The sequence below is a fragment of the Azospirillum brasilense genome, assembly GCF_003349955.1.
Lineage (GTDB): Bacteria > Pseudomonadota > Alphaproteobacteria > Azospirillales > Azospirillaceae > Azospirillum > Azospirillum brasilense_B.
Window position 1 is genome coordinate 49508 of record NZ_QLKQ01000018.1, and the last position, 16251, is coordinate 65758.

At 67.9% G+C, this 16251-nt stretch carries 17 protein-coding genes; 13 read left to right on the forward strand and 4 right to left on the reverse strand.

The features are described 5' to 3' along the window. Window positions 1–4: 4 nt before the first annotated feature. The 11 genes from DXK32_RS10600 (at window position 5) to gloA (ending at window position 10873) form a co-directional block, all read left to right on the forward strand. Window positions 5–742 (forward strand): isoprenyl transferase, encoded by a 738-nt coding sequence (locus tag DXK32_RS10600; protein WP_114858466.1) that lies wholly within the window; start codon window positions 5–7, stop codon window positions 740–742. Further along, a complete protein-coding gene (locus DXK32_RS10605; RefSeq protein WP_114858467.1) occupies window positions 687–1535 on the forward strand; it encodes a phosphatidate cytidylyltransferase in 849 nt (282 codons plus the stop codon). The genes DXK32_RS10600 and DXK32_RS10605 overlap by 56 nt, the downstream gene beginning before the upstream one ends. A gap of 7 nt (window positions 1536–1542) precedes the next feature. Then, window positions 1543–2733 carry a 1-deoxy-D-xylulose-5-phosphate reductoisomerase gene (locus DXK32_RS10610; RefSeq protein WP_114858468.1) on the forward strand — a complete coding sequence of 397 codons (1191 nt, stop codon included), beginning with the start codon at window positions 1543–1545 and terminating at the stop codon, window positions 2731–2733. A 55-nt stretch (window positions 2734–2788) separates the two neighbouring features. Continuing rightward, window positions 2789–3922, forward strand: coding sequence for an RIP metalloprotease RseP (gene rseP, locus DXK32_RS10615; RefSeq protein WP_114858469.1), 1134 nt, complete (start codon window positions 2789–2791; stop codon window positions 3920–3922). A 29-nt stretch (window positions 3923–3951) separates the two neighbouring features. Beyond that, window positions 3952–6318: an outer membrane protein assembly factor BamA gene (gene bamA, locus DXK32_RS10620; RefSeq protein WP_114858470.1), complete on the forward strand. Its 2367-nt coding sequence runs from the start codon at window positions 3952–3954 to the stop codon at window positions 6316–6318. A 1-nt stretch (window position 6319) separates the two neighbouring features. After that, window positions 6320–6898: an OmpH family outer membrane protein gene (locus DXK32_RS10625; protein ID WP_114858471.1), complete on the forward strand. Its 579-nt coding sequence runs from the start codon at window positions 6320–6322 to the stop codon at window positions 6896–6898. A 215-nt stretch (window positions 6899–7113) separates the two neighbouring features. Further along, window positions 7114–7584, forward strand: coding sequence for a 3-hydroxyacyl-ACP dehydratase FabZ (gene fabZ, locus DXK32_RS10630; protein WP_014240160.1), 471 nt, complete (start codon window positions 7114–7116; stop codon window positions 7582–7584). Next, window positions 7581–8369, forward strand: a complete 789-nt coding sequence (lpxA, locus tag DXK32_RS10635) for an acyl-ACP--UDP-N-acetylglucosamine O-acyltransferase (protein WP_114858472.1) — start codon at window positions 7581–7583, stop codon at window positions 8367–8369. The genes fabZ and lpxA overlap by 4 nt, the downstream gene beginning before the upstream one ends. A gap of 52 nt (window positions 8370–8421) precedes the next feature. Further along, a complete protein-coding gene (locus DXK32_RS10640; RefSeq protein WP_114858473.1) occupies window positions 8422–9264 on the forward strand; it encodes an LpxI family protein in 843 nt (280 codons plus the stop codon). Continuing rightward, window positions 9261–10481, forward strand: coding sequence for a lipid-A-disaccharide synthase (lpxB, locus tag DXK32_RS10645; RefSeq protein WP_114858474.1), 1221 nt, complete (start codon window positions 9261–9263; stop codon window positions 10479–10481). Before DXK32_RS10640 ends, lpxB begins: the two co-directional genes overlap by 4 nt. Beyond that, window positions 10478–10873, forward strand: a complete 396-nt coding sequence (gene gloA, locus DXK32_RS10650) for a lactoylglutathione lyase (protein WP_014240164.1) — start codon at window positions 10478–10480, stop codon at window positions 10871–10873. Before lpxB ends, gloA begins: the two co-directional genes overlap by 4 nt. 6 nt (window positions 10874–10879) lie before the next feature. Here the strand turns inward: gloA and DXK32_RS10655 are convergent, their stop codons facing one another. Then, window positions 10880–11413 (reverse strand): GNAT family N-acetyltransferase, encoded by a 534-nt coding sequence (locus DXK32_RS10655; protein ID WP_114858475.1) that lies wholly within the window; start codon window positions 11411–11413, stop codon window positions 10880–10882. Between the two features lie 122 nt (window positions 11414–11535). Here DXK32_RS10655 and DXK32_RS10660 point away from each other — a divergent pair, with 122 nt between their 5' ends. Then, entirely contained in the window at window positions 11536–12456 is a 921-nt protein-coding gene (locus DXK32_RS10660) for a LysR substrate-binding domain-containing protein (RefSeq protein WP_114858476.1), read from the forward strand. Between the two features lie 56 nt (window positions 12457–12512). Beyond that, window positions 12513–13121: a glutathione S-transferase family protein gene (locus DXK32_RS10665; protein ID WP_114858477.1), complete on the forward strand. Its 609-nt coding sequence runs from the start codon at window positions 12513–12515 to the stop codon at window positions 13119–13121. 4 nt (window positions 13122–13125) lie between these two features. On the opposite strand, the gene DXK32_RS10670 is transcribed toward DXK32_RS10665, so the two are convergent. From DXK32_RS10670 to gltX, 3 genes are all read right to left on the reverse strand, one after another. Beyond that, entirely contained in the window at window positions 13126–13332 is a 207-nt protein-coding gene (locus DXK32_RS10670; RefSeq protein WP_014240168.1) for a hypothetical protein, read from the reverse strand. Beyond that, a complete protein-coding gene (gene gltA / locus DXK32_RS10675; protein ID WP_038528311.1) occupies window positions 13325–14638 on the reverse strand; it encodes a citrate synthase in 1314 nt (437 codons plus the stop codon). The genes DXK32_RS10670 and gltA overlap by 8 nt, the downstream gene beginning before the upstream one ends. Window positions 14639–14732: 94 nt before the next feature. Further along, the gene (gene gltX / locus DXK32_RS10680; protein ID WP_114858478.1) at window positions 14733–16145 is read right to left on the reverse strand and encodes a glutamate--tRNA ligase; all 1413 of its coding nucleotides are present in this window, start codon (window positions 16143–16145) and stop codon (window positions 14733–14735) included. Between the last annotated feature and the right edge of the window lie 106 nt (window positions 16146–16251).

Here is a 16251-nt window from a genome sequence, read left to right on the forward strand (position 1 = left end):
CGGCATGCGCGACGCGGAAGACAGCCGCCCCCTGCGCCCGCCCGCGCACGTGGCCGTGATCATGGACGGCAACGGGCGCTGGGCCAAGTCCAGGGGGCTGCCCCGCACCGCCGGCCATAAAAAGGGCGTGGACGCCGTCCGCCGGACGGTCGAAGCCGCGGGCGAGCTGGGCATCGGCTATCTGACGATCTTCAGCTTCTCATCCGAGAACTGGCGTCGGCCGGAGGAGGAGGTGTCCGACCTCATGCAGCTCCTGCGCTTCTATCTGCGCAGCGAGATTGCCGACCTCCACCGAAACGGCGTGCGTTTGCGCGTCATCGGCGACCGGTCCCGCCTGTCCAAGGACATCGTCGGTCTGATCGACAACGCCGAGACCCTCACCCGCGACAATAGCAAGCTGACCCTCGTGGTGGCGTTGAGCTACGGCTCCCGCCAGGAGATCACGCTGGCGGCGCGGCGTTTGGCCGAAGAGGTGAGGGCGGGGACGCTCGACCCCGCGGACATCACCGAGGACCGGCTGTCCGAGCGCCTGTTCACCGCCGACATTCCGGACCCCGACCTGATCGTCCGCACCAGCGGCGAAAAACGCATCAGCAACTTCCTGCTCTGGCAGGCGGCGTATGCCGAGCTGGTCTTCGTGGACACGCTCTGGCCCGATTTTTCCAAGCGTGACCTGGAGGCGGCGATTGAAGAGTTCCACCGACGGGAACGTCGCTTCGGCGCAACCACCGGCACCCGCTAAATCCGGCGACCTGAAGACGCGCGCCATCTCGGCGCTCGTTCTGGCTCCGCTCGTGCTGGCGGCCGTCTGGGCCGGCGGCTGGGTGTTTTACGCCCTGATCGCGCTCGGCGCCGTGGCCTCCGCCGTGGAGTGGGGCAACCTTGTTCCCTGCCGCCGCAAGGGTGCCGCCATCGCGTTATCGGTGGCCGGCGTCCTGCTGGCGCTGGCCGCGCAGATCGCCGCCGGGCCGTGGGCGGCCGTCGTCGTCGCCATCCTGGCCGCGGCCGGCGTCGCGGTGGCCTCGGGCGGGCCGGACCGCGGTCTGTCCGGTGGCGGCGTCCTCTACATCGTCGCCGGTCTGGCGGGTCTGATGTGGCTGCGCGACGATCCGGACTCCGGCCTCGCGCTGTTCCTTTTCACCATGCTCGGCGTCTGGGCGACCGACATCGGCGCCTACGCCGCCGGCCGCACCATCGGCGGGCCGAAGCTGGCCCCGCGCATCAGCCCCAAGAAGACCTGGGCCGGCCTGATCGGGGGCATGGCCTCCTCCGCCCTGGTGGGGTGGGGGGTGGCCCTGGCCGCGGGCGCGCAACGGCCGCTGCTGGCTCTTGCGGTGGGCGCCGTCCTGGCCGTGGTGGCGCAAGCGGGCGACCTCTTCGAATCCGCGGTCAAGCGCCGTTACAACGTGAAGGACAGCGGCCATCTCATTCCTGGTCACGGGGGAATCCTGGACCGCATCGACGGGTTGCTCAGCGCGGCCCCGGTGCTGGCCCTGTTCCACGCGACCATCGGTACGGCAATCGCATGGTGGTGACGGGGTCATGGTTGTGAAGGCTGAAGGGGCGGGGGACGCGCCACGCCGCGTGACGATCCTCGGGTCGACCGGGTCGGTCGGCACGCAGACGGTGGACCTCGTCGCCCGCGATCCGGAGCGCTTCCCGGTGGAGGCGCTGACCGCCAACCGCAACGTCGCCCTCCTCGCCGAACAGGCGCGGCAGCTCCGCCCGAAGCTGGCCGTGGTCGCCGACCCCGCCGCCTACGCCGACCTCAAGGAGGCGCTCGCCGGTACCGGCGTGGAGGCCGCCGCCGGCCCCCAAGCGGTGGCCGAGGCCGCCGAGCGTCCCGCCGACTGGGTCATGGCCGCCATCGTCGGCGCCGCCGGTCTGGAGCCCACGCTGGCCGCCGTGCGCCGCGGCGCCTGCGTCGCCTTCGCCAACAAGGAGGTGCTGGTGTGCGCCGGCGCCCTGATGATGGAGGAGGTGCGCCGCCACGGAGCCAACCTGCTGCCGGTGGACAGCGAGCATTCGGCGATCTACCAGGTCTTCGACTTCGACCGTCTGGAGAGCGTCCAGCGCCTGATCCTGACGGCCTCCGGCGGCCCCTTCCGGACCAGGGACCGCGCCTTCATGGCCGCGGCGACGCGCGAGCAGGCGGTCGCCCACCCGACCTGGGACATGGGCGCCAAGATCTCCATCGACAGCGCCACCATGATGAACAAGGGGCTGGAGATCATCGAGGCGCATTTCCTCTTCGGCGTTCCCGAAGAGAAGATCGACGTGCTGGTCCACCCGCAGTCGGTCGTGCATTCGCTGGTCGAGTATGTTGACGGCTCGGTCCTGGCGCAGCTCGGCACGCCGGACATGCGCACGCCGATCGCCTACGCGCTCGGCTGGCCGGCCCGCATCTCCACGCCTGCCGAACGGCTGGACCTCGTCAAGGCCGCCACACTGACCTTCGAGGCGCCGGACCCCGAGCGATTCCCGGCCCTGCGGCTGGCCCGGGCCGCCTTGCAAAGCGGTGGGGGCGCTCCTACTATTCTCAGTGCCGCCAACGAGGTGGCCGTGCAGGCGTTCCTCGACCGCCGGATCGGCTTTCTCGACATCGAACGGATCGTCGAGGGGGTGTTGGGCACGCTGCCGCACCGGCCGCTCCGCGACCTGGGCGCGGTGCGCGACACCGACGCCGAGGCGCGCCGCGTCGCGGCGGACCGGGTTGCGGCGCTGGCACGCTAGAGTCTTTTTCCGGGCGCGGACCGCGAAGGGGCCGCTCCGGAACGCAAGGGATGTGATGGACGTCATGGGCGGCTTCGGGACCACGCTTCTGTCTTTTCTGCTGGTCCTCACCGTGCTCGTGTTTGTGCACGAACTCGGTCACTACCTCGTGGCGCGCCGCAACGGCGTGCGCATCGAGGTCTTCTCCATCGGCTTCGGGCCTGAGCTGTTCGGCTGGACCGACCGCTCCGGGACGCGCTGGAAGTTCAGCGCCATCCCGCTCGGCGGCTATGTGAAGATGTTCGGCGACGCCGACCCGGCGAGCACGCCCGGCGCCCACACCCAGAGCATGAGCGCCGAGGAGCAGGCGGTTTCCTTCCACCACAAGCGGCTCGGCCAGCGGGCGGCCATCGTGGCGGCCGGTCCCATCGCGAATTTCCTGTTCTCCATCGTCGTCCTGGCCGTCCTCTTCGCCACCGCCGGCCAGTCCTTCACCCCGCCGGACGTCGGCGGCGTGCAGCCGGGCAGCGCCGCGGAGCGCGCCGGCCTGCAGCCGGGCGACCTGATCGTCTCGATCAACGGCAGCGGCATCCAGCGATTCGAGGAGATCCGGCAGATCGTCTCCATGCAGCCGGGGGCGCCGCTGGAGATGGTGGTGCAGCGCGACGGGCGTTCGGTCAATCTGACCGCGACTCCGGACGTGCGGGAGGTCACCGACCGACTCGGCAACACCCACCGAATCGGCCAGCTCGGAATCATGCGCGGCGGGGCGGAGACCAAGCGCCATGACCCGTTCACCGCCCTGTGGCAGGCGGGCCGGGAGGTCGTCGGCATGGTGTCCGGCACCTTCGTGGCGCTCGGCCAGATGATCGACGGCTCGCGCGGCACCGAGGAGCTGGGCGGGCCGCTGCGCATCGCCCAGATGTCCGGCGAGGTCGCGCAATCCGGCTGGTACCCGCTGATCTGGTTCATGACCTTCCTGTCGGTGAACCTCGGCATGATCAATTTGTTTCCGGTTCCGCTGCTTGACGGCGGCCATCTGATGTTTTACGCCCTTGAAGGACTCCGTGGGCGTCCTCTCGGACCTAAAGCGCAAGAATACGGTTTCCGCATCGGGCTTGCTTTGGTATTAACGCTCATGGTTTTCGCCACGTGGAACGATCTCGTTCAGCTTCGCGTGGTGGATTTCTTTAGGGGGCTCATTTCCTGAGGGATGCCCCCAAAGCCAGGGAGCGAGCTTTGCGGGTGTCGAGCAGGGTTCTGGCGTTCGGCCTGATGGCCGGTTGCGCCATGACGACGGTTTCTCTTGCCCTTTCCCACGCAGCCTGGGCCCAGGCGGGCGCGCCCAATCCGGGTGCGGCGAAATCCGCCGCCTTCGGAGACGGGACGCTGGTGGCGCAGATGTTCTCGGGCGGCACCATCCGGGACATCCGGGTGGAGGGCGTCCAGCGCATCGAGCCGACGACGGTCCGCTCCTACCTCGCGGTTGCGCCCGGCGATCCCTTCGATCCCGACCGCATCGACCAGTCGCTGAAGGCCCTGTTCAACACGGGCCTGTTCGCCGACGTCGTGCTGAAGCGCGACGGCGACGCGCTGGTGGTGCAGGTGGCGGAAAATCCGATCATCAACCGCATCGCCTTCGAGGGGAACCGGCGCATCGAGAAGGAGAACCTGGAGAAGGAAATCCAGCTCCGTCCCCGCGTCGTCTACACCCGCACGCGCGTCCAGAGCGACGTGCAGCGCATCCTGGACATCTACCGCCGCCAGGGCCGCTTCGCCGCGACCGTCGAGCCGAAGATCATCCAGCTCGACCAGAACCGCGTCGATCTGGTGTTCGAGATCAACGAGGGCGTGCGCACCGGCGTGCGCAGCATCACCTTCATCGGCAACGAGAAGTTCTCCGACGGGACGCTGCGCGAGGCGATCCAGACGCGGGAAAGCGCCTGGTGGCGCTTCATGACGTCGGACGACAACTACGATCCGGACCGTCTGAACTACGACCGCGACCTGCTGCGCCGCTATTACCTCAAGGAAGGCTACGCCGACTTCCGCGTCGTTTCCGCCGTGGCGGAGCTGACGCCGGACCGCGAGGACTTCGTCATCACCTTCACGGTGGACGAGGGCGAGCGCTACAAGTTCGGCAAGATGGACATCAGCACCTCGCTGAAGGCGTTGGACCCGGAACAGCTGCGCAGCGTGCTGACCACGCGCGAGGGCGACTGGTACAACGCGCAGGAGGTGGAGAACACCATCACCAAGCTGTCCAACTCGGTCGGCGACCTGCAGTACGCCTTCGTGGACGTCCGGCCGCGCATCTCGCGCAACCGCGAGAACCAGACCATCGACATCGTCTACGACATCGTCGAGGGGCCGCGCGTCTTCGTGGAGCGCATCGACGTGACCGGCAACGTCCGCACGCTGGACAAGGTGGTCCGGCGCGAGATGCTGCTGTCCGAAGGCGACCCGTTCAGCACGACCAAGCTGCGCCGCTCCGAGCAGCGCATCAAGGATCTGGGCTATTTCGAACGCGTCAACATCACCACCGCGGAAGGCTCGGCGCCCGACCGTACCGTGATGAACGTCGAGGTGACCGAGCAGTCCACCGGTGAAATCTCCATCGGCGCCGGCTACTCGACCTCCGACGGTCCGCTGGCCGACTTCTCGATCCGCGAGCGCAACCTGCTGGGCCGCGGCCAGGACCTGCGCTTCGGCGCCACCGTGTCGGGCAGCCGCCAGGAATACGACGTCTCCTTCACGGAGCCCTATTTCCTCGACCGCGACCTGTCCGCCGGTTTCGACCTGTTCCGCATCACCCGCGACTACCAGGACGAAAGCTCCTTCGACGAGAAGAGCACCGGCATGGCCCTGCGCATGGGCTATCCGCTGACCGAGAACCTGCGCCAGCGCATCTATTACCAGCTCCAGAACACCGACATCACCAGCGTCCCCAGCTCGGCGTCCCGCTACATTCAGGACCAGAAGGGCGCGCGCACGACGTCGCTGATCGGGCAGGAGCTGACCTACGACCGCCGCAACAGCCGCCTGACTCCGACGGAAGGCTACTACATCCGCCTGACGAACGATTTCGCCGGCGTGGGCGGCAACGCCCGCTTCCTGCGCAACCGTCTCGGCGCCGGCTATTACCTGCCGCTGTTCGACGACAACTGGGTGCTCAGCACCACGGGCGAGGTCGGCTACATCGTCGGCATCGGCAAGGACGTCTTCCTGTCCGACCGCTTCTTCATCGGCGGCGATACGCTGCGCGGCTTCAACACCGCCGGCATCGGCCCGCGCGACCTGCGCACCGGTGACGCCCTGGGCGGCACCCGCTACTACCGCGCTTCGGTGGAGATGAGCTTCCCGGTCGGCCTGCCCGAGGAATTCGGGCTGAAGGGCCATGCCTTCTCCGACGTTGGCACGCTGGGCAAGGTCGACATCAACGACCCGCTGGTCCCGGACGACGAATCGATCCGCCTGTCGGTCGGCACCGGCTTGTCCTGGCGGTCCCCCTTCGGGCCGATCCGCCTTGACTTTGCGGTCCCGATTATCAAGGAAGATTACGACAAGAAAGAGATCTTCCGTTTCAGCTTTGGAACCAGGTTCTAACATGCAGCTCAGCAAGCTCAGGGCGCTGGTCGCCGCCGGTGCGGTGATGGCGGGTGTCGCGATGGCGACGCCGTCCTTCGCCGAGGACAAGCCGACCGACAACCTCAAGGCGCCGGTCATCGCGGTGGTCGACGTCCAGAAGATCATGCAGGAATCGAACGCCTCCAAGGGCGTGTCGAAGTCCTTCGAATCGCTGCGCGAGACCTACCAGAAGGAAATCGCCTCACTGGAAGACAAGCTGCGCAAGTCCGAGGAGGAACTGCGCAAGCAGCAGACCGTGCTGGCTCCCGACGCCCTGGCCAACAAGCGCCGCGACTTCGAGAAGCAGGTCGGCGAGGTCCAGAAGACGGTGCAGAGCCGCAAGCGTGTCCTGGAGAATGCGCTGAACGAGGCGATGGCCGTCGTCCATAAGAACATGGTCGAGATCGTGGCCGACGTCGCGCGCGAGCGCGGCGCCAACCTGGTTCTCGCCCGCCAGCAATTCGTGCTGGTCGACACCCAGCTCGACGTCACCGACGTGGTGCTGGAGCGGGTGAACAAGAAGCTGCCCCAGGTCGCGCTGACCGTTCCCAAACAGTAAGGCGCGAGCGGCCGCATGCGTCTGCGGATGAGCCGCCACGCTTCCTCGGGGAGGCGTGGCGGTTTTCGCTTGCGTCGGACGCGAGGGGGGCTGGAAACCCGGCGGCGTCGGGATTGCCAAATCCCCGGAAATGGGGCACAAGGGGCTGCGTCCCGGGCCGCCGCAGGCGCGGCGCGGGACGTTTTCGTGGATTTTGAAAGGCGGGCGGCCGGACCATGGATGTGACGGCGGACAACAAGAAGATAGCCGACCTCGACATCATGCGGATCATGGAAATGATCCCGCATCGCTATCCGATTCTGATGATCGACCGGGTGATCGACATCACGCTGGGCGAAAGCGCCACCGGCGTGAAGAACGTCACCATCAACGAGCCGTTCTTCCAGGGTCACTTCCCCTCGCGGCCGGTGATGCCGGGCGTGATGATCATCGAGGCGATGGCGCAGACCTCCGCCGTGCTGGTGGTCGCCACGCTGGGCAAGGAGTCCGAGGGCAAGCTGGTCTATTTCATGACCGTGGACGAGGCGCGCTTCCGCCGTCCGGTCACGCCCGGCGACACCATCCACATCCATGTGAGCAAGCAGCGCCAGCGCGCCAACGTGTGGAAGTTCAAGGGCGAGGCCAAGGTCAACGGTGTCCTGGTCGCCGAAGCCGTCTATTCCGCCATGATCCTGGACGAGAAATGAGCGTTTCCATTCACCCGACGGCGGTCGTCGATCCGGCCGCCAGGCTGGGCGAAGACGTTTCCATCGGTCCGTTTTGTGTGGTCGGGCCGGATGTCGAACTCGGCGACCGTGTGCGGCTGACCTCTCATGTGGTGGTCGAGGGCCGCACGCGCATCGGCGAGGATTCGGTCATCTACCCCTTCGCGTCCATCGGCCACCGTCCGCAGGACCTGAAGTTCAAGGGCGAGCCGTCCGAACTGATCATCGGGCGCAACAACCAGATCCGCGAGCATGTCACCATGAGCCCCGGTACCGAGGGCGGCGGCATGGTCACGCGGGTCGGCGACAACGGGCTGTTCATGGTCGGTGTCCATGTTGCCCACGATTGCGTCGTCGGCAACAACGCGGTTCTGGCGAACAACGCCACCCTGGCCGGCCATGTCCATCTGGGCGATTTCGTGACCATCGGCGGGTTGTCGGCGGTCCGCCAGTTTGTCCGCATCGGCTCGCACGCCATGATTGGCGGCATGTCCGGCGTGGAAAAGGACGTGATTCCCTATGGCCTCGTCATGGGCGACCGCGCCCGTCTGGCCGGCCTGAACCTCGTCGGGCTGGAGCGTCGCGGCTTCCAGAAGGACGAGATCCATGCTCTGCGCGCCGCCTATCGCCTGCTGTTCGGCAACGAGGGCACCTTCGCTGAGCGCATGGAGGAGGTTGGGCGCGACATGGGGCAGCAGACTCTGGTCGCCGACGTGCTGACCTTCGCGCGCGCCTCCCGGTCGCTCTGCCAGCCGCGCGAGGGCTGAGGAGCCGCCCGCACTCCGTTTTTTGTTCTGTTTTCCTGGGAGAGTCCCGGCCATGTCGCAGCCTCTTCCCAAGCTCGGCATCCTGGCGGGCGGCGGCACTCTGCCGGCCCGCATCGCCGCCGCGGTGCGCGGCCAGGGGCGCGAGGTCTTCGTCGTCGCCTTCGACGGCCACACCGACCCCGCCACCGTTGTGGGCCTTCCCCATCTGTGGAGCCGCTTCGGCGCCGCCGGCAGCATCATCGACCGGTTGAAGAAGGAAAAGGTTGCGGAGCTGGTCTTCGCCGGACCGGTGCGCCGGCCCTCCTTCACCGAACTTCTTCCCGACTGGTACACCACCAAGTTCCTCGCCAAGGTCGGCACCCGCGCGCTCGGCGACGACGGGCTGCTGCGCTCCGTCGCGCGCGAACTCGAAGGCGAGGGGTTCCGCGTCGTTGGTTTGCATGAGCTCCTGGGCGGGATTCTGACCCCGGCGGGGCCGGTGGGCCGGCTGCGTCCGGACGCCGAAGCGGAGCGCGACATCGCCCGCGCCGTCGAGGTCGCCCGCGCGCTCGGCGCGCTCGACGTCGGGCAGGGCGCCGTGGTGCAGCAGGGGATCGTGCTCGCCGTCGAGGCCATCGAGGGCACCGACGCCATGCTGGCCCGCTGTGCCGGGCTGGCGCGACCGGGGTCGGGCGGCGTGCTGGTCAAGGTGAAGAAGCCGCAGCAGGACCGCCGCCTCGATCTTCCCACCATGGGGGTGACGACGGTGGAGAACGCCGCCCGCGCCGGTCTGCGCGGCATCGCGGTCGAGGCGGGCGGCAGCCTGCTGGTCGACCGCGCGGCGGTGGCCGAAGCCGCCGACCGACTGGGCCTCTTCGTGGTCGGCATCGCCGTTGCGCCGGAGGCCCGATCGTGAGCGATCCGTTGATTTTCCTGATCGCCGGGGAACCCTCCGGCGACGCGCTGGGCGCGCGGCTGATGGCCGCCTGCAAGCGGCTGACCGGCGGGCGGGTGCGCTTCGCCGGAATCGGTGGCGAGAAGATGGTCGCGGAGGGGCTGGAGAGCCTTTTCCCAATGGGCGAGCTGACTCTGTTCGGCGTGTTCGAACTGCTGCCCCATCTGCCCAACCTGCTGCGCCGCATCGACCAGACGGTGTCGGACATCCTGCGGCTGCGGCCCGACGCGGTGGTGGGCATCGATTCGCCGGGCTTCACGGTGCGGGTGTCCAAGCGGGTCAAGGCGCAGGCGCCGGACATCCCGCTGATCCATTATGTGGCGCCGACCGTCTGGGCGTGGAAGCCGAAGCGCGCCGCCAAATACGCTGCGATCTACGATCATCTGCTGGCCATCCTGCCTTTCGAACCGCCCTATTTCGAGAAGGAAGGGCTTCCCTGCACTTTCGTCGGCCATTCGGTGGTGGAGAGCGGCGCCGGGCATGGCGACGCGCAGCGCTTCCGGGAGGCCCATGGGCTGGCGCCGGAGGCGCGGGTCGTCGCCGTCCTGCCGGGAAGCCGGAAGGGCGAGGTGTCGCGCCTGCTTCCCGACTTCCGCGCCACTTTGGAACGCTTGCTGCCGAGCCATCCGGGGCTGGTCGCCGTGGTGCCGACCGTGGCGACGGTGCGCGACCGCGTGGCGGCGGAGGTGGCGGGCTGGCCGTTGCGCGCCATCCTCGTCGAGGGCGACGCTCCGAAGTACGACGCCTTCGCGGCGGCGGAGGCCGCGCTGGCGGCGTCCGGCACGGTGGCGCTGGAATTGGCGCTGGCCCGCCTGCCGACGGTCATCGCCTACCGCCTCAACCCGGTGACGGTGGCCTTGTACCGGCGGCTGATCCGGGTCAAATACGTCAATCTGGTCAATCTGATGCTCGACCGCATGCTGGTGCCGGAACTGCTTCAGGAGGATTGCCGGCCTGACCGGCTGGCGTCCGAACTGGGCCGCCTGCTCGACGATCCCGCCGCCCGCGCGGCGCAGATCGATGGGGTGGTCGAGGTGGCGCGCTGGCTGGGGCAGGGCGGAACGCCGCCCAGCGAACGCGCCGCCCAGGTCGTGCTGGAAGTTGCCGCCGGCCGGCTGGATAAGACGAGGCCGGATAAGACGAGAGCGCAAGAACCCGCTTGGGAGACGAGACCATGAGCCAATTCCGCCTGCTGCACACGATGCTCCGGGTCTATGATCTGGAGAAGTCGCTGGACTTCTACACCCGCCTGCTCGGCATGAAGCTGCTGCGCCGCAACGATTACGAGGGCGGGCGCTTCACGCTGGCCTTCGTCGGCTACGGCGACGAGAAGGACACCGCCGTCCTGGAGCTGACCCACAACTGGGACCAGGCCGAGCCTTACGCCATCGGCACCGCCTACGGCCACATCGCCCTGGGCGTTCCCGACATCTATGCCACCTGCGAGCAGCTCGCCAAGGAAGGCGTCAAAATTCCGCGTCCGCCCGGCCCGATGAAGCACGGCACCACCGTGATCGCCTTCATCGAGGACCCGGACGGCTACAAGGTCGAGCTGATCGAGACGAAGTAAGCGGCCTCACAGTGTCTTGTAGAAGAGGACGGTGTCGCCGAAGGCGCCGTCCGCTTCCACCGTGTAGCCGGGGATCAACCCGGCGCGGCGCCAGCCCGTCGCCTCATAGAAGGGCTCGCCGCTGTCGCCCTTCAGTGTGTCGAGCACCAGCAGCGACCGCCCCAACGCGCGGGCCGTGTCCTCCACCGCCGCCATCAGACGCCGGGCAACTCCGGTCCGGCGATGGCGGGTGAAGACGAGCAACTTCTGCACCTCGGCGCGGTGCGCGCCGTTGGGCTTGGTGCACAGCGTCAACTGCACGCTTCCCAGCAAGTCTCCGTCCGGCCCGCGGGCTATCAGCAGCCGGTGAGCGCCACCGGAGAGCTGGGCGGCTACGCCATCCCAGAAGGCCCGCTTCCAGTGAGGGGCTAACGGGGCGTGATAGCCGACCGAGGCGCCGCTGTTCACCGCATCCTCCAGAAGAGCTTCCAGTTCCGCGCGCAGGCGGCCGTCATCGAGAATGGAGATGTCGGTGATGGACAAGGTCATAGTCATGGTCATGGGAAGCGCCGGGATGGTTCGGTGTCTGCGCCCAAGCCTGCCCGCCGCTCCCCCGGTCCACAATTGACTTCGCAGGGCATGGGTGTGAGAAATCCTCACAACGAAACCCAACAGCGCCGCCGATGCCGCGTCTTCCCTTCACCGCCCTGGCCGCATTCGAAGCGGCGTCCCGGCATGGCAGCATGACCCGCGCCGCCGACGAGCTTGGCCTGACCCATGGGGCGGTCAGCCGTCAGGTGGGCGATCTGGAGAAGCGGCTGAAGGTCCGCCTGTTCGACCGCACCCCGCAGGGGCTTCACCTGACGGACGCCGGACGGGATCTCGCGCAGGCCTGCACCGCCGGGCTGGGGCGGGTTCAGGAAAGCTGGGACCGCATCGCCGGACAAGGACCGGAACGGCTGCGCGTCGCCGCGCCACGCACCTGGGCGGCGCTGTGGCTGGTGCCGCGGCTGGGGCGCTTCCTGGACGGCCGGCCCGACCTGCGGCTGGACATCGAGGGGGGCAACACCGAGCGCGCGTCAGAGGCCGAGGCGGGCTGGGCGGTCATCCGCTATGTGCGCGGCGGTGATCCCGGCCCGGAGGGAGCGCTTTTGTCGGAAGAGCCGCTGTTTCCGGTCTGCGCGCCGTCGCTGGCCGAACGGCTGTCCGGCCCGCCCGACCTGTCCCGCCAGACGCTGCTGCATTATCAGGCGTCACCGGACTGGAGTCTGTGGCGCGCCGGCAGTGGGGTCAGTCTGGATGGAGCGGGCAGCCTGAGCTTCTCGGAGTCGGTCATGGTGATCCAGGCGGCCATGGCCGGGCAGGGGATCGCGCTGGGGCGCCCGTCGCTGGTGCTGGAGGCGCTGGAAGCGGGAAGGCTCGTCTGCCCCTTCGGGCCGGCGGTGCCCTGCGGCGACCGCTACGTGCTGACCGCACCGGCCGAAGGGCGCGGACGCGGCGTGCTCCGCGCCTTCCGGGCTTGGTTGCTGGCGGAGGCCGCCGCGGATCGGCCGCGGCTGGAGCGGCTCGGCCTGCCGCTTCCGCAGAGCCGCGCTGGCGCCTGATTCCGTTTCGTGTTTATATCCGCCATCGGATGGATTTGGAGCGGAGACACGCCCCCATGCTGCGCCTGTACGACAACCTGTCTTCCGGAAACGGCTACAAGTGCCGGCTTCTGCTGCACAAGCTCGGCATCCCCTACGAGCGGATCGAGCTGGACATCGACCGGGCGGAAACCCGCACCCCGGAGTTCCTGGCCCGCAATCCGAACGGGCGCATCCCGACGCTGCAATTGGAGGACGGCAGCCATCTGCCGGAATCCAACGCGATCCTTTGGTATCTGGCGGAAGGCACGCCCTATCTGCCGGACGACCGCGAAGGCCGCGCGCGGGTTCTGCAATGGATGTTCTTCGAGCAGTACAGCCACGAACCGAACGTCGCGACGGTGCGCTTCTGGATCACCCACCATGTGGAGATGACGGAGGAGCGCAAGCTGGGGCTGGTGACCAAGCGCCGGCTCGGCTACGACGCGCTGGGCGTCATGGAAAGGCATCTGGCGGAGCGCCGCTTCTTCGTGGGCGACCGCTTCAGCATCGCCGACATCGCGCTCTACGCCTATACGCATGTGGCGGAGGAGGGTGGGTTCGACCTGTCCGGCTATCCGGCGCTGCGCGCATGGATGGAGCGTGTGGCGGCGGAAGGGCCGCACATCCCGATCACCCAGGGCTAAACGGTCAGATCAGCACCACCGCGGCGATCATCGCCACAATCACCGCATAGAAGACGATGCGGCGAAGCCGCCGCGAGAGCGGCGGCTTGTTGTCGTTCGCGGCCGGCTGGCCCTGACGGACCCGCCGTGCCGGAACGATGAACGCAGCCGGGCTGCGGGCGGCTCCGTCGGAGCCGCCCGTCCCGATGTGTGCTGTCGGCCGGTTAGCCACGCTCGGCCAGCGGGATGAAGTCCCGCTTGGTCGCACCGGTGTAGAGCTGACGCGGACGGCCGATCTTCTGGACCGGATCCTCGATCATCTCCTTCCACTGGGAGATCCAGCCGACGGTGCGCGCCACGGCGAACAGCACGGTGAACATGCTGGTCGGGAAGCCCATCGCCTTCAGGATGATGCCCGAGTAGAAGTCGACGTTCGGGTACAGCTTCTTCTCGACGAAGTACGGGTCTTCGAGGGCGATCTTTTCCAGCTCCATGGCGATGTCGAGGAGCGGCTCGTCCTTGATGCCCAGCTCGGCCAGAACCTCATGGCAGGTCTTGCGCATGACCTGGGCGCGCGGGTCGTAGTTCTTGTAAACCCGGTGGCCGAAGCCCATCAGGCGGAAGTTGTCGTTCTTGTCCTTGGCGCGGCGGACGATCTCCGGGATGCGATCGACCGAGCCGATCTCCTCCAGCATCTTCAGCACGGCCTCGTTGGCGCCGCCATGGGCCGGACCCCACAGCGAGGCGATGCCGGCGGCGATGCAGGCGAACGGGTTGGCGCCCGACGAGCCGGCCAGACGGACGGTCGAGGTCGAGGCGTTCTGCTCGTGGTCGGCGTGCAGGATGAAGATCTTGTCCATGGCCTTGGACAGGACCGGGTTGACCTTGTACGGCTCGCACGGCGTGCCGAAGGTCATGTAGAGGAAGTTCTCGGCGTAGGACAGGTCGTTGCGCGGGTACATGAACGGCTGGCCGACCGAGTACTTGTAGGCCATCGCGGCGATCGCCGGGATCTTGGCGATCAGGCGGTGCGCGGCGATCTTGCGCTGCACCGGGTCCTCGATGTCCGTCGAGTCGTGGTAGAAGGCCGACAGCGCGCCGACGACGCCGCAGAGAACCGCCATCGGGTGGGCGTCGCGGCGGAAGCCGCTGTAGAAGCGGGTCAGCTGCTCGTGCACCATCGAGTGGCCGCGCAGGATGCCCTCGAACTCTTCCTTCTCGGCGGCGTTCGGCAGGTGGTTGTTGAGGAGGAGGAAGCAGACCTCCGGGAAGGTCGCGTGCTCGGCAAGGTCGTCGATGGCGTAACCGCGGTGCAGCAGAACACCCTCATCACCGTCGATGTAGGTGATCTTGGACTCGCAGCTGCCCGTCGAAGTGAAACCCGGATCGTAGGTGAAACAACCGGTCTCGGCGTAGAGCTTGCGGATGTCGATCACGTCCGGACCCGTGCTTCCCTTCATCACGGGCAGGCTGACCTGCTTGCCAGTCCGGTTGTCGATCAGGGTGAAGGTATCGGCCTTGTCCGCGGTTTGGGTCATCTCGGCACGTCCTTATCTTTAGGGTTGGGGCTTAACGCCCTTTTCGAATGCGCGCAGCATAGTTCTATGCCGGGCGGATATCAACGCACGGAAGTTATCCCCGTGCTGCAGTTGCGGCATCCTTCATCCGGGCCAGCGTTTCCGCTCGGCCGAGGATCTCGGCCACCTCGAAGATGGGCGGCGACACGGTGGAACCGGTGAGCGCGGCGCGCAGCGGCTGGGCGATCTTGCCCAGCTTCTCGCCCCGTTCCTCGGCGAAGGCGCGCACCAGCCCTTCCAGGGCGGCGGCGGTGAAGTCCGCCTCGGCCTCGAAGCGGCCGGCGAGGTCGGTCAGGACACCGCGGCCCTTCTCGTCCAACAGCGCGGCGGCCTTCTCGTCCATCGCCAGCGGACGGGCGGCGAGGTAGAAGCGGGCGCTCTGGGCGAGATCGACCACGGTGCGGGCGCGCTGCTTCAGCCCGTTCATGGCGCGGGTCAGCAGGTCGCGTTCCGACTCGGTCAGCGCGCGGCCAAGCTCGGCCTCCAGCCGCGGGGCGGCCAGACCCACGAGGCGGGCGTCGTCGGCCTGCCGCATGTAGTGGGCGTTCAGGTTCTCCAGCTTGGCGAAATCGAAGCGCGAGGGGGAGCGCCCGATGCCCTCCAGGTTGAACCACTCCACGGCCTGTTCGGTGGAGATGATCTCGTCGTCGCCGTGTCCCCAGCCGAGCCGCAGCAGGTAGTTCCGGATCGCCTCCGGCAGGTAGCCCATGTCGCGGTAGGCGTCGACGCCGAGCGCGCCGTGGCGCTTCGACAGCTTGGCGCCGTCCGGACCGTGGATCAGCGGGATGTGGCCGAACTCCGGCAGGTCCCAGCCCATGGCGTTGAAGATCTGAATCTGGCGGAAGGTGTTGGTCAGATGGTCGTCGCCGCGGATGACGTGGGTCACGCCCATGTCATGGTCGTCCACCACCACCGCCAGCAGATAGGTCGGGGTGCCATCGGCGCGCAGCAGGATCAGGTCGTCGAGCTGGGCGTTCTGCACCGTCACCTCGCCCTGGACGCGGTCCTTCAGGACCGTCTCGCCCTGCTGCGGCGCCTTCAGGCGGATCACCGGCTTCACGCCGGCCGGCGCCTCGGACGGGTCGCGGTCGCGCCAGCGCCCGTCGTAGCGCACCGGCTGACCGGCGGCCTTCTGGGCGGCGCGCATCTCCTCCAGCTCCTCGGGGCTCGCGTAGCAGTAATAGGCGCGGCCGGCGGCCAGCATCTGCTGCGCCACCTCGGCGTGGCGGTCCTTGCGGGCGAACTGGCTGACCGCCTCGCCGTCCCAGTCCAAGCCGAGCCAGGACAGGCCGTCGAGAATGGCGTCCACCGCGGCGTCCGTCGAGCGCTGGCGGTCGGTATCCTCGATGCGCAGCAGGTACGTGCCGCCGTTGCGGCGGGCGTACAGCCAGTTGAACAATGCGGTGCGGGCACCGCCGATGTGGAGAAAGCCGGTGGGCGACGGGGCGAAACGGGTGACGACGGTCATGGGTGGCTCAATTCCAGGTTCGGCGCTGCTACAGTGCTGCGGCGGCCGCGTTGTGGCTGCTGCGGTGCGACTGCGGTGGTGCGGTGGTGTAACACATTAACGGCGC

What these genes read in the sequence shown, in the direction of transcription:
- DXK32_RS10600 (WP_114858466.1), top strand. Translation starts at nt 5, where the DNA reads ATGCGCGACGCGGAAGACAGCCGCCCCCTGCGCCCGCCCGCGCACGTG.
- DXK32_RS10610 (WP_114858468.1), top strand. Translation starts at nt 1,543, where the DNA reads ATGGTTGTGAAGGCTGAAGGGGCGGGGGACGCGCCACGCCGCGTGACG.
- rseP (WP_114858469.1), top strand. Translation starts at nt 2,789, where the DNA reads ATGGACGTCATGGGCGGCTTCGGGACCACGCTTCTGTCTTTTCTGCTG.
- DXK32_RS10625 (WP_114858471.1), top strand. Translation starts at nt 6,320, where the DNA reads ATGCAGCTCAGCAAGCTCAGGGCGCTGGTCGCCGCCGGTGCGGTGATG.
- fabZ (WP_014240160.1), top strand. Translation starts at nt 7,114, where the DNA reads ATGGATGTGACGGCGGACAACAAGAAGATAGCCGACCTCGACATCATG.
- lpxA (WP_114858472.1), top strand. Translation starts at nt 7,581, where the DNA reads ATGAGCGTTTCCATTCACCCGACGGCGGTCGTCGATCCGGCCGCCAGG.
- DXK32_RS10640 (WP_114858473.1), top strand. Translation starts at nt 8,422, where the DNA reads ATGTCGCAGCCTCTTCCCAAGCTCGGCATCCTGGCGGGCGGCGGCACT.
- gloA (WP_014240164.1), top strand. Translation starts at nt 10,478, where the DNA reads ATGAGCCAATTCCGCCTGCTGCACACGATGCTCCGGGTCTATGATCTG.
- DXK32_RS10655 (WP_114858475.1), bottom strand. Translation starts at nt 11,413, where the DNA reads ATGACCATGACTATGACCTTGTCCATCACCGACATCTCCATTCTCGAT.
- DXK32_RS10660 (WP_114858476.1), top strand. Translation starts at nt 11,536, where the DNA reads ATGCCGCGTCTTCCCTTCACCGCCCTGGCCGCATTCGAAGCGGCGTCC.
- DXK32_RS10665 (WP_114858477.1), top strand. Translation starts at nt 12,513, where the DNA reads ATGCTGCGCCTGTACGACAACCTGTCTTCCGGAAACGGCTACAAGTGC.
- gltA (WP_038528311.1), bottom strand. Translation starts at nt 14,638, where the DNA reads ATGACCCAAACCGCGGACAAGGCCGATACCTTCACCCTGATCGACAAC.
- gltX (WP_114858478.1), bottom strand. Translation starts at nt 16,145, where the DNA reads ATGACCGTCGTCACCCGTTTCGCCCCGTCGCCCACCGGCTTTCTCCAC.